The organism is Gluconobacter sp. OJA, from assembly GCF_039638325.1.
In the GTDB taxonomy this organism is placed as follows: Bacteria; Pseudomonadota; Alphaproteobacteria; order Acetobacterales; family Acetobacteraceae; genus Gluconobacter; species Gluconobacter cerinus.
This window is the reverse complement of the sequence record NZ_JBDIWI010000001.1, coordinates 1,350,125-1,362,216: the sequence shown is the minus strand read 5'-3', so window position 1 is coordinate 1,362,216 and position 12,092 is coordinate 1,350,125. Positions and strand designations below refer to the sequence as shown.

14 protein-coding genes are annotated in these 12,092 nt (G+C 56.1%); 3 read left to right on the top strand and 11 right to left on the bottom strand.

Annotated elements, in window-relative coordinates:
* The first annotated feature begins 210 nt into the window (after positions 1-210).
* Positions 211-378, top strand: coding sequence for a hypothetical protein (locus ABDK75_RS06430; RefSeq protein WP_198150435.1), 168 nt, complete (start codon positions 211-213; stop codon positions 376-378).
* Between the two features lie 9 nt (positions 379-387).
* On the opposite strand, the gene ABDK75_RS06425 is transcribed toward ABDK75_RS06430, so the two are convergent.
* From ABDK75_RS06425 to ABDK75_RS06405, 5 genes are read right to left on the bottom strand one after another with little or no spacing between them, the layout of a single operon-like run.
* On the bottom strand, positions 388-1,221 hold the full coding sequence (locus ABDK75_RS06425; RefSeq protein WP_346005264.1) for a transglycosylase SLT domain-containing protein: 834 nt from the start codon (positions 1,219-1,221) through the stop codon (positions 388-390).
* 34 nt (positions 1,222-1,255) lie between these two features.
* The gene (locus ABDK75_RS06420) at positions 1,256-3,055 is read right to left on the bottom strand and encodes an aminopeptidase P family protein (protein ID WP_346005263.1); all 1,800 of its coding nucleotides are present in this window, start codon (positions 3,053-3,055) and stop codon (positions 1,256-1,258) included.
* Positions 3,052-3,582, bottom strand: coding sequence for an N-acetyltransferase family protein (locus ABDK75_RS06415; protein WP_346005262.1), 531 nt, complete (start codon positions 3,580-3,582; stop codon positions 3,052-3,054). Before ABDK75_RS06415 ends, ABDK75_RS06420 begins: the two co-directional genes overlap by 4 nt.
* Position 3,583: 1 nt before the next feature.
* Positions 3,584-4,489 carry a 50S ribosomal protein L11 methyltransferase gene (locus tag ABDK75_RS06410; RefSeq protein WP_211498242.1) on the bottom strand — a complete coding sequence of 302 codons (906 nt, stop codon included), beginning with the start codon at positions 4,487-4,489 and terminating at the stop codon, positions 3,584-3,586.
* Positions 4,489-6,717, bottom strand: coding sequence for a UvrD-helicase domain-containing protein (locus ABDK75_RS06405; protein ID WP_346005260.1), 2,229 nt, complete (start codon positions 6,715-6,717; stop codon positions 4,489-4,491). Before ABDK75_RS06405 ends, ABDK75_RS06410 begins: the two co-directional genes overlap by 1 nt.
* Before the next feature lie 27 nt (positions 6,718-6,744).
* Between ABDK75_RS06405 and ABDK75_RS06400 the strand changes: the two genes are divergently transcribed.
* Positions 6,745-7,440, top strand: a complete 696-nt coding sequence (locus ABDK75_RS06400; RefSeq protein ID WP_346005259.1) for a JAB domain-containing protein — start codon at positions 6,745-6,747, stop codon at positions 7,438-7,440.
* A 78-nt stretch (positions 7,441-7,518) separates the two neighbouring features.
* Complete coding sequence (radC, locus tag ABDK75_RS06395; RefSeq protein WP_346005258.1) at positions 7,519-8,277, top strand: RadC family protein; 759 nt, start codon at positions 7,519-7,521, stop codon at positions 8,275-8,277.
* A gap of 12 nt (positions 8,278-8,289) precedes the next feature.
* Here the strand turns inward: radC and ABDK75_RS06390 are convergent, their stop codons facing one another.
* From ABDK75_RS06390 to rpmE, 6 genes are all read right to left on the bottom strand, one after another.
* Positions 8,290-9,420, bottom strand: a complete 1,131-nt coding sequence (locus tag ABDK75_RS06390) for a 5-(carboxyamino)imidazole ribonucleotide synthase (RefSeq protein ID WP_346005257.1) — start codon at positions 9,418-9,420, stop codon at positions 8,290-8,292.
* Entirely contained in the window at positions 9,417-9,941 is a 525-nt protein-coding gene (gene purE / locus ABDK75_RS06385) for a 5-(carboxyamino)imidazole ribonucleotide mutase (RefSeq protein WP_064273283.1), read from the bottom strand. The genes ABDK75_RS06390 and purE overlap by 4 nt, the downstream gene beginning before the upstream one ends.
* A complete protein-coding gene (locus ABDK75_RS06380) occupies positions 9,941-10,141 on the bottom strand; it encodes a YdcH family protein (RefSeq protein ID WP_046901537.1) in 201 nt (66 codons plus the stop codon). The genes purE and ABDK75_RS06380 overlap by 1 nt, the downstream gene beginning before the upstream one ends.
* 161 nt (positions 10,142-10,302) lie before the next feature.
* A complete protein-coding gene (locus ABDK75_RS06375; RefSeq protein ID WP_346005256.1) occupies positions 10,303-10,887 on the bottom strand; it encodes a cell cycle transcriptional regulator TrcR in 585 nt (194 codons plus the stop codon).
* A gap of 210 nt (positions 10,888-11,097) precedes the next feature.
* Positions 11,098-11,580, bottom strand: coding sequence for an Hsp20 family protein (locus ABDK75_RS06370; RefSeq protein WP_167386140.1), 483 nt, complete (start codon positions 11,578-11,580; stop codon positions 11,098-11,100).
* 154 nt (positions 11,581-11,734) lie between these two features.
* The gene (gene rpmE / locus ABDK75_RS06365; RefSeq protein WP_046901535.1) at positions 11,735-11,959 is read right to left on the bottom strand and encodes a 50S ribosomal protein L31; all 225 of its coding nucleotides are present in this window, start codon (positions 11,957-11,959) and stop codon (positions 11,735-11,737) included.
* Positions 11,960-12,092 lie beyond the last annotated feature (133 nt).

The window sequence follows — 12,092 nt, the reverse complement described above, 5'->3', positions numbered from 1 at the left end:
GAAGCCCGAAGGAACAGCCATCTGTCAGTTAGCGCAAATTTTGATCCATTTGAGGTCTTCCGTGCTTTCTGGGTGCTCCTGAAAGAACTCTACTGGCTTATGCTGTATCTCTATCATCTTTTGACAGGTTTCTCCCCGCAACATTGATCCCCTCTAACGCGTTGTCGTCAGCCTCCTGCTGCTAGGCTGGCTATATCGTGGAGAGAAATTATGAGGTTCCGCTTTCTTCTGGGGCCTGTTCTGTTGGCCCTTGGGCTAACATCCTGCGCCCACGACCATCACTCCGATCGTGTTGATCGCACCCATTGGCGTCAGGGCGACACGCCAGGTCCATATTCCGGATACAAACATAATAACTGGACCGCACCTGGCAGGTAATAAGCCACGTCAGTTCTGTCGCCAGGCCATCCTGACTGGACTTGCACGATAAGACATCAGATTGCGGCCATGGCTTTCAGTTCCTCCTCCGTTATTTGTCACATGATGAATAATGCGCGGAGGAGGAGCGTAAGCAGTATGGCTCACAGTCGATGGCGGGAAGCTACTAGAAGTAGCCGTTCTCGCCTGCAAGGAACTTCGTGGCACATTGGTTGCTATTCGTTCATCAGACTGCGGCGCGATAACCCGCAGACCTGAACCAGTCATGACCACCTGAGGCAGGAAGTCTGGCGGCCTGTAAATATCATTCTTCCCATTCCAGACTGCCATGACATGCTCTTCATATTCCGCGCCCAAAGCAGGCGTTAAAGAGTGATAGGCAGCCGTTGCCGCATTCCAGCCATGCAATTGCGTGAAAAGATTCTTTAGAAAAGAAGCCCCATATCTGACATTGGTGAGGGGGTCGAAAGCCTCTTCTAACGAGAGAAATGCATTCGGATGATGATGAAGATTGACCTGCATGCAACCCACATCAATCGATGTGATACCTGCACTCTGAAATGCCTCGACCGCAGCAACAGCCTCGACTTTTGAGGGATAAAAATATCCTTTTCCGGCAGCATTCACAGTCCAAGGCCAAGCGACCGTCCGGCCCGATAAAGGGTCACGACGACCACTCTCTACACGGCTGATAGCCCCCAAAAGACCGTTCGGAATACCAGCCTGCGGCTCTGCAATAGACACGGCGTCGCTACATGCCCGCGCCATATCCCAGTCATTGGCGCCTGCCGATGAGGTGGCAACACTTATGCAGAATAGAAAAAACAGGAGTCTCCCGGTCATACCAACCTTATGACCGGGAAAAATGAATAAACGCTTACTGAATACCGGTCGTTTCGCGCATCATCGGCGCACAGACTTTCTCAAGCCACTCCTGCACATCAGGCTCAACAACCGGACCTACGCGCGTCAAAACCTCTGCGTGATACGCATTAAGCCATGCGAGTTCAGCATCATCCAGTAGCGTCACATCAATGAGTGCTCGATCAATCGGCGTATAGCTCAGGATTTCAAATTCGAGAAATACGCCTTTCGCCCCTTGATAGGAGGAAGGCTTAACAAGCATCAGATTTTCAATTCGGATGCCATAAGCCCCCGGCTCGTAATACCCTGGCTCATTAGAGACAATCATACCCGCTTCCAAGGCAGTTGGACGCGGCGCAGGGGAAATGTTCTGCGGGCCTTCATGCACGGACAGATAACTGCCAATGCCGTGTCCGGTCCCATGATCATAATCCAGCCCAACCTGCCAAAGAGCAGCACGCGCCAGAACATCCAGACGATGCCCTGTGGTCCCCGGGGGGAAACGCACGCGGGACAGCGCAATATTTCCCTTCAGAACACGCGTGAACGCTTCTTTGACGTCCTGAGGAGCTGACTCCGGCCCAACCCAAAGCGTCCGTGTGATGTCAGTCGTCCCGAACGGATACTGCCCACCACTATCAATCAGATAAACGCTATTTGCCGGAAGCACGCGGTCCTTGCCGATTTCTGCACGATAATGCGGATATGCCCCATTCGGTCCCGAGGCCGAAATCGCATCAAAACTCTGTTCCCGATAGTCGGCAGAGCGTTCGCGGAACATCCCAAGACGCTCAACAAGATCCGTCTCCCGTTGTCCCGCAGCAGACACCGAAACGGAATGGAGGAAACGTGCCATCGCAATACCGTCGCGCTGGTGCGCCTGACGTGCACCAGCCTGCTCGGTCAGGTTTTTGACAGCCTTGGGAAGCGTGCAGGGATCATTCCCATCGAGCACCGAAGCGCCAGCGGCTTTCAGGGTCGTTTCGAACCAGACTGGCGTCGTCACAGGATCAAGCCGTACGACTTTGCCACCCAGCGCAGCAAGGCGTTTTTCCAATGCACTTGGTGCCTGAACAGTGACCTCTTCACCAAGCGCTGCAGCCAATCCGCCTTCAAGGCGGGCAGGGTCCACAAACAGCTCTGCCCGACCGTCAGCATGCAGCAGGCCATAGCCATGGGCCACAGGCGTTAGCGGGACATCACTACCGCGAATATTCAGGAGCCAGGCGACGGACGTGCAGTCCGCCAGCACCACAGCATCCTGTCCAGCTTTCCGTAACCCGGCAGCGAGGCGATGGCGCTTACTTGAACTTGTTTCCCCGGCCAGTTCCACACCGTGATTAATGACGGGATTAGCCGGCGCAGCAGGGCGGTCGAGCCATGCCTGATCAATCGGGTTAAATGCCAGCGGCACCAGTTCAACCCCGGGAGCACTCCAGGATGCCAGCATGGAACGGCTGACCAGTTTCGGGTCATATCCAACGCGCGCACCCTGCGCATTTTCTTCCAGCCAGTCTGACGCAGGCTCCATGCTCACATGTCGCCGCTCCCAGAGATCATGGGGAACCTGTTCCTCCATCTGAACGGTATATCGTCCATCCGAGAAGACGGCAGCAGCGTCCTGAAGAATGACCGCCAGACCCGCGCTTCCCGTAAAACCAGTCAGCCAGGCCAGACGATCAGAGCAGGGGGCAACATATTCCCCAAGATATTCATCCCCCCGCGGGATAATGAAACCTGCAACGCCCAGCGCCTCACACGCCTTGCGAACAAGAGTAGGGCGCTCTTTGAGCGGAATGGAGGAAAGGGTCATGGAAAGTCCTTTTCCGGTTTGGAAACAGCCTCAAGGCAGAGAGTCATGAACAAAAGATCCAGCCAACGGCCACCCTTGCGTCCAACCTGAGGCATAATACCGTTATTTTGAAAGCCTAAGCGATGATGCAGCGCGATCGATGCCTCGTTGCCAGCCGTAATCCCGGCCACCATTACGTGAAATCCGGCCCGTTTTGCGTGCTGGATCAACTGATTTAGCAAAAGCCTGCCTAGTCCGCGTCCCTGGCACTCGGATGAAACATATACGGAGTGTTCGACCGTGCCAGCGTAGCCTTCGAAAGCCCGGAACGGCCCATAGGATGCGTACCCGCAGACCACGCCATCTCCATCAACGGCCACGAAAACCGGAAAATTCTGAGCCTGTCGATCAGCAACCCATTTTCGACGCTGCTCCATCGTGAACGGCGTGCTGATCCAGAGTGCATCAGTATGCTCGATGGCATCGTTCGTAATCCGCAGAATTGCGGGAAGGTCGGCCTCCTGAACCTCACGGATTACGACAGACATCTTAGCCTCTTTTACGCAGAATCAGGGTCGCCCAGTCGCCTTCACGCAACAGACGCTCAAGAACAAGGCCCTGACGGCGATGCGCAGCCAGGACCATATTCGCCTGCGTGTATAACAGCCCAGCAAGAATAGCCGTGCCGTTCGGTGCCAGATTGATGGCGAGAGACTGCGCCATCCGGCAGAGGGGACGCGCCAGAATATTGGCAAACACAAGATCATACGGCGCCTTGACGCGCACCTGAGCCGTGTTCCAGCCATTTCCGAAGCGACAGTCCAGCAGGTTGCCCTGTCCGTTCAGACGGGCATTGGCTTTGGCTGTCCGCACAGACCATGGCTCAATGTCGACAGCCAGAACCGGGCGATGCAGCAGCTTCGCTGCAGCCATTGCCAGAATACCCGAGCCACACCCCATATCCAGAATATGATGAGGTTTGCGATACGCCACCATTTCCAATGCGCGCAGGCATCCCCGCGTTGATCCATGTTCACCCGACCCAAAGGCAATACCGGCATCAAGGGTAATGGTCAGGCGCGAGCGGTCAGGCTCTCCATGCAGATGGGTTCCTCGGATGGCAAACCGCTTGCCAACGTCCTGCTGCGGAAAGGATTCATAGGTTCGTGCCAGCCAACCTTCGGCTTCCGTTGCCTCACGAAGCAGTTCTGCCTCACAACCTGTCAGAAGACGCGCAACGGACAACGCATTGTCAAGCTCGTCTTCCTTGTAGCCAGTGTCTTTGACACCTTCGATGCGCCAGTATTTCTGCGCATCATCAGCCTCAAAAATCCCGACAGTCTCACAGACACACATCAGGGCCTGTTCGAAAAGAGGAACAAATTCCTCCTCCACCGTAATGGACAGGGTTTCAAGCGCACTGGCATGGCGTCGGCCAATGCTGCGGGGTGCCATCACGATCTGATCTCCACGAAATTTGCCATGACGCGCTTGATGCCGCCATTTTCAAAGTTGATTTCCAGTCGGCTGCCATCCACCGCAATCACGGTGCCTTCGCCAAACTTCTGATGAAAAACCGTTGCTCCAAGAGGGACATTCGCCTGCGGCTGCACGTCCGTAACAAGCGGGCGAGGGGTCTGAGCCCCTCCTGAAGAACGACGCGTACTCGTAAACGGGCCGGATGCAAACATGGAAGGCGCTGCCGCAGCCTGCCTCCGGCTCTCAAGAGACTGCCCGCTCGTCTGCACGTATTCTGATGGAATTTCCTCAATAAACCGGCTCGGCATCGAGGCTTGCCAGTTCGCATAAATGCGGCGGCTGGCCGCATGAACAACGATGGCCCGAAACCTTGCCCGTGTCAGCCCGACATAAGCCAGACGTCGTTCTTCCTCCAGCGCCCGGTTGCCGCCTTCGTCCAGGGAACGCTGAGACGGGAAAACCCCTTCCTCCCAACCGGGCAGGAACACTGTATCGAACTCCAGTCCTTTGGAGCCGTGCAACGTCATGAGGCTAACTTTGTCGTCGCTCGTCTCGCTTTCCGTATCCATGACAAGCGCGACATGCTCCAGAAAACCTTCGAGCGTCGCGAACTCGCCAATCGCCCGCAAAAGCTCACGGATGTTATCAAGTCGGCCCGGAGCTTCCACAGAGCGGTCATCACGCCACATTTGCAGATAGCCGCTGTCTTCCAGAAGCTGCTCAACAGCCACCACCTGACCTTCCGCCTCAAGCGTCGCTTTCGCGCGCTGAAACGCTTCCATCAGACTGGTCAGGGCTTCCTTGGACTTTCCCTTGAGCGCACCTTGTTCAATCTGCGTCAGAGCACCAGCAGTTAACGGGCCGGGCAGGGTGCGCGCTACACCATGCAGCTTCTGCACAGCCACAGCCCCTACACCACGCTTCGGAACATTGATGATCCGTTCAAACGCCAGATCGTCCGAAGGCTGCGACAGAACGCGCATGTAAGCCAGACAGTCCCGGATTTCCGAGCGTTCATAAAACCGCAGACCGCCAACAATCCGATAAGGTATGCCTATCGTCATCAGACGCTCTTCAAATGGCCGCGTCTGGAAGCCTGCACGCATCAGGATGGCTATTTCAGACAGCGGATGACCATCGGCATGAAGGCGTTCAATTGCACCACCAACAATCCGGGCCTCCTCATCGGAATCCCGAACCCCGATAATCTGAACCTTCTCGCCCTGCGCATCTTCGCGGCCGGGACGGAGCGTCTTGCCTAACCGTCCTTCATTGTGAGCAATCAATCCCGCCGCAGCAGCCAGGATTTGCGCCGTCGAACGATAATTCTGCTCCAGCCGCACAACAGCGGCACCGGGAAAATCCTTCTCAAACCGGAGAATATTTTCAACTTCGGCACCGCGCCAAGAGTAGATCGACTGATCGTCATCCCCCACACAGGCAATGTTGGATGGACCCTGCTCGCGCTTTGCCAGCAAACGCAACCACAGATACTGGATCGTGTTGGTATCCTGATACTCGTCCACCAGAATATAGCGGAAGATCCGATGATACTGCGCCAGCACATTCGGCTGGGACCGCAGAATCTCCACCATGTGCAGCATCAGATCGCCGAAATCGCAGGTATTCAGTTCGCGCAGCCGCTGCTGGTAGCCGCGATAGATGGCCAAGGCCTGCCCGTTGGCAAAATCCGTATCTTCGGCAGGTGTCACGCGATCCGGCGTCAGGCCACGATCTTTCCAACGCTGGATGATGCCCATGAGCTGGTTAGGCGGCCAACGCTTCGTATCAAGCCGGAAGGGTTCCATGATCTGCTTCAACAAACGAAGCTGATCATCCGTATCCAGAATATTGAATCCGCTCGTCAGGCCCACATATTCCGCATGACGCCGCAGCATCCGCGCGCAGATGGCGTGGAATGTGCCAAGCCAGAGCCCTTCAGCAGGCTCTCCCAGAAGAGCGCCAACACGCTCGCGCATTTCACGCGCAGCCTTGTTGGTGAATGTCACAGCTAAAATCTGACTGGGGTAAGCCCTTCCGGTCAGAAGGAGGTGGGCAAAGCGCGTCGTCAACACGCGCGTCTTTCCCGTTCCTGCACCGGCAAGAATCAGTAACGGGCCTTCGGTTGTCTCGATGGCACGTCTCTGCTCCGGGTTCAGGCGGGAGAGATACTCGGGGGTGGGGATGAGAGGGTCTTGCGGCACACTCCCGATATAGAGTGTGATGGCCCTATGGCCAACACATCATCTCCCCGGATCGACCTGACACGCGGCACAGGCCCGCAGGGACATCGCGCCAGAATGCGAACACGCGTTGAAACCAACGGCGCCGAAACCCTTGCAGATTACGAAATTCTGGAAATGCTGCTGTTCTTGGGCATCCCGCGCAAGGATACCAAGCCGCTCGCAAAAGGCCTCATCAGCCACTTCGGAAGCCTGATCGACGTCTTCCGCGCGCCCACACAGGATTTGAGAAGCGCAGGCCTCAACGACGACACCATTCGTGCACTGAGACTGCCAGCCGTTGCGGCAGAACGACTGGCATCTGCCGAACACCGCGAACGACCCGTTTTGGGGGATTGGCCTCAGCTGATGAAATATCTTGAGACCGCCCTGGCGGGAGCCATCCGCGGGCAATTCCGCCTTTTTTACCTGGACAATCGCAATCGTCTTTTATCCGATGAGGCAGCTCCAGAACTCGAAGATATTACCTTCCTGAATCGCGCTATCGCAATCCGCGCACTCGCCCTGCACGCCACCGCCGTCATTGGACTTCATGTTCAGCCAGCATTGAAGCCAGTCGCGCTTTCAACCGCAGCCCGAACGCTGGAAACAGCGCTCAGGCCGCTCTCGATTGTTCTGCATGACATTCTCTTGGAGGCGCCCAACACAGCAGTTCGCAGCTTTCGTCAGGAAGGCCTGCTGTAACTTTGCAAGGTGGCCTAAGAGACATAGGCTCATATCCGTTGGCTTGATAACAACACTTGGGAAATGCCACAAAAACGCATGGACGATACCCTGGCTACCGAAGACGGATTTTCTGAAGTTCTGAGCAGTGAACTGCTTCAGACCATAAAGTCCGTAGCTGTAACCACGCAGCAATCGGTCGAGCTCCCCGAACCGCCCCGGGCTCTGCTGAGCGGACGAGGTCGTCATCTGGATGACGATACTCTTCTCAGAATGGTCGTCACTCTTTTCACCGGACACGAAGCAAAAGCGGAGACCCTGAGCCCATTACTGCTGGAGCGGTTTGGATCACTGGCGGGCATTCTGGCCGCCACAAACAGGGAACTGGCCGGCATAAAAGAGATGGGATCACACATGATCCCAATGATCCGGGTCCTGCATGAAGCTGCACTTCGCTATAATCGTGAGCGGTTACCCAAAATTGATATTCTCGATAGCGAGCAGAAGCTTCTCGACTATCTGACGGCCAGACTTGCCCGAGAAAATATCGAGCAATTCCGTATCCTTTTCCTCAATGAGAAAAACAGCCTGATCGCTGATGAAGCTCAGGCGCGCGGTACGGTCAACCACACCCCTGTGTACCCCAGGGAGGTTGCCCGCCGCGCAATCGAAATTGAAGCTGCATCCCTCATCTTGGTGCACAACCACCCAAGCGGTGACCCAACGCCCTCACAAGCCGACATCCAGATGACCCAGCAGGTTCAAGCTGCTCTGGATGTTGTAGGCGTCCAACTCACAGATCACCTCATTATCGGCAATGGAAAACATACTAGCTTCCAGCGGCTTGGCCTGATCTAGCACAAGCCACTCTCAGCCCCTCGGAGGCAGTAGTCCTTCAAGGGCCAGTTCGCCCGGCAATGCGCCACGCGGAAAAAGCGTGTTGACGTGCCCCATCTTTCGGCCCGGACGTGCCTCGTGCTTGCCATAGAGATGCAGTGATGCACCGTCCGTGGCCAGTATGGCAGGAACCCGCGCCATATCTTCCGGCCCGACAAGATTATGCATGACAGCGTCCGAATGACGGCGCGCGGGTGGAAGGGGCAGCCCCGCTACAGCCCGAATATGCATTTCAAACTGGTCGATCAGACAGGCGTCCATCGTCCAATGCCCTGAATTGTGGGGCCGGGGAGCAATTTCATTGACCAGTAACTGACCATCAGCGGCATGGAACATCTCCACCCCCATGATGCCAACCAGTTCAAGATCCGTCGCAATACGGATTGCAATTGCCTGAGCGCGTTCTGCAACCTCTGGCATGACGCACGCGGGAGCAAGGGTGATGTCCAGAATACCGTCGCGATGGCGATTTTCCACTGCGTCGAAACACCGTACAGTTCCGTCACTTCCGCGAACAACCATCACGCTCAGCTCACGCTGAAAGTCGATCATCTTTTCCGCAACAAGCGGATACGGCAGATCCGTCAAAGCCGAGAGAGCTTCCGCATTCTCAACCCGAAACTGTCCTTTCCCGTCATAACCAAAACGGGTTGTCTTCAGGATGAGAGGGAAACCCAACTCTCCCACAGCAGAAAGATCACCCGGCCCGGATACTTCTTTCCACGGGGCAAGCTCCACCCCGGCTTGAGCCAGCCGGGTCTTTTCCAGAACCCGATCCTGACTGATCCTGAGAATCTCGCCACCTGGACGGACGGGGCGACGTTTTTCGAGCAGTGACAGACCCTCGACGCTGATGTTCTCGAACTCGAACGTCACAACGTCACAGCGAGAAGCAAAATCTTCCAGCGCTACGGGATCATCGTAAGATCCGACCGTCGCGGAGGCTGAAACTTCAATAGCCGGGCTCGTGGCTGCCGGATTCAGGATATGAACACGATAACCAAGCTTGGCCGCAGCCATTGCTGACATGCGTCCCAACTGGCCGCCGCCAATAATCCCGATTGTACTTCCAGGTGCAAAAACCTGATTATTCTGAACCGTCATTCGACAGGAATGTCCGCAACAGCTGCCGTCTGAGTACCGCGCCACGCATCAAGACGTGCAGCCAGCTCCGGATCGGCCAAAGAGAGGATGGACGCTGCCAACAGGCCAGCATTCTTGGCCCCAGCCTTGCCAATCGCCAGCGTTCCAACAGGAACGCCGCCTGGCATCTGTACGATAGACAGCAGGCTATCCTGCCCCTTCAGGGCATGACTTTCCACCGGAACGCCGAGAACGGGAAGGGACGTCCACGCCGCGCACATGCCCGGCAGATGGGCAGCACCACCCGCGCCAGCGATAACGACATGCAATCCACGACTGCGGGCCGTACGCGCATAGTCCGCAAGACGATCTGGCGTCCGGTGCGCAGAGACAATCCGACGTTCATGGGCAATGCCCAGTTCGTCCAGAATGTCACAGGCATGCCGCATGGTTTCCCAGTCAGACTGGCTCCCCATAATGACACCAACGCGCACAGCGTCTTCTGCTTGAATGGTCTCGCTCGGAGAAAGGATCTGGCTCATCAGGCAATGTTATCCGGAATCAGACGGGTCTCGATCCAGGAAATCTCGTCTTTTAGCTGCAGCTTGCGCTTTTTAAGGCGCAGGATCTGGAGCTGATTGAGGGGATGGTCCACCAGGCGCTCAATAACCGTATCAAGATCGCGATGCTCGCTCCGGAGTTCGTGGAGGCGGCGGAGCATGGCATTGTTATCGGTCATCATTGCTATCGGTCCCGGAACTCTGTCACGGCATGATGACGAACAGAATTCATTCCGTCCATCGTCATGAATCCATATCACGGCTGAGGCGGCCTAAACCAGTCAGGCCCGCACCAATAAAAAAAGGATGCAGCTTCGTGAAAAGCTACATCCTTGATCTCAGCTCAGTGAGCGCTGTCTTCATGAGCGCCGTAAGCACTCACCACAGGAAGCGTCTGACCTTCACGGGCAAGACGGTCGTTGGCGGCTGAGACCGCTGCGTTCAGATCCATCTGGGTGCAAAGACCGAGAATGACGGGATCGCGCGGCTTGATATTGGCGCTGTTCCAATGCTGGCGGTCACGCACCTTAATGATGGTGTCCTTCGTCGTGCCCAGCAGCTTTACGATCTGAGCTTCCGTCAGATGCGGGAACTGACGAAGAACAAACGCAATGGCGTCAGGGCGGTCATTGCGCTTTGCAACAGGCGTATAACGCGCGCCCTTGGCGCGACGCTTCACCGGACTGCCAGATGACAGGATCTTCAGCTTGGAGTCCGGGTTCGCTTCGCAGCGCTTGATCTCGGCGTCAGACAGCTGATGATTTTTGACGGGATCGTAACCGTTGATTCCGGCTGCAACTTCACCATCAGCAATTGCCTGAACTTCAAGCGGATGCATGCCACAGAATTCAGCAATTTGAGTAAAGGTCAGGCCGGTTTTCTCGATTAGCCAGACGGCCGTGGCCTTGGGCATCAAAGGCAGGGTCATGTCAGTGCGTTCCTTTTGGGGCGCTAAGGGGCCGGCGAGAGCGCAGGCACCGATTGGCGTACCCGGAGAGGAACGAAAGGCCGCTCGGGATATGATCGCGGCACCTGCTGGATGCACGGCGATAATGAGAAACGGTATGGGGCACCATCACACATCTGGTCAAGGTCGAAACGGCAGGGCAAATCCAAAAAGCGCCCTGCCGATCCTCCGTCATGCAGCGTGCTGCGTGCCAGCGTATGTGGATGCCGCTACGTTCTGATGACCAGGAACGCCATTCCCTGTAACAATCGGAATACGGCGCGGCCGGACAGCTTCAGGAACAACCTGCCGCACTACGATGGTCAACAAACCATTCTGAAGCTCGGCCTGATCAATTTCTGTGTGATCGGCAAGCACGAAGCGCCGCTCAAAAGCTCTCGTCGCGATACCGCGATGAAGCCACTCACGATCCCGGGTATTTTCTGGAACGCTTCCACGAATGACAAGCGTATTGTCTTCCTGCAGAACCTCAACATCATCCGGGCCAAAACCGGCAAGAGCCATAGTCAAGGCGTAGTCTGTTTCGGCAGTTTTTTCGATATTGTAGGGGGGGTAGCTCGGCATAGCCTGAGCATTGGCAGCGTTGCCAGCCATACGGGCAAGGCGATCAAAGCCAATTGCGCTGCGAAACAGCGGCGTAAAATCGTATGTCATGAAAACCTCCTCAAGGCAGGGTTCATCTGATGCAATCCCCAATTGGCAGACTGCGCTTGGTTTACCGGCCATGACCCCGAAGGCATCATGACCGATATTCCAGATGGTACCTGTCCTGCGCCCCTTCAAGAGGGGAGCGTGGAGGCAGACAAGCTTACTTGCGGGTACCGATACCAGCGAAGCGCTTGTTGAACTTGGCAACCTGGCCTCCGGTGTCGAGCATACGCTGCACGCCAGTCCAGGCCGGATGGGACTTCGGATCAACGTCGAGACGCAGCGTAGCACCAGGCTGACCATAGCAGGAGCGGGTCTTGTACTCGGTGCCATCGGTCATGATGACGTTGATTTCGTGGTAGTCGGGATGAATGCCGGATTTCATGAATTCTCTACTCCAGGAAAAAAGCTCCGATACCGACCGGAGCGAATCATGAGGCGCGTATAACGGAAACCGCTCAAGGATGAAAGCACACTTTACGGGATCGCATGAGTCCGTTTATCCCTTGGGCGATGCA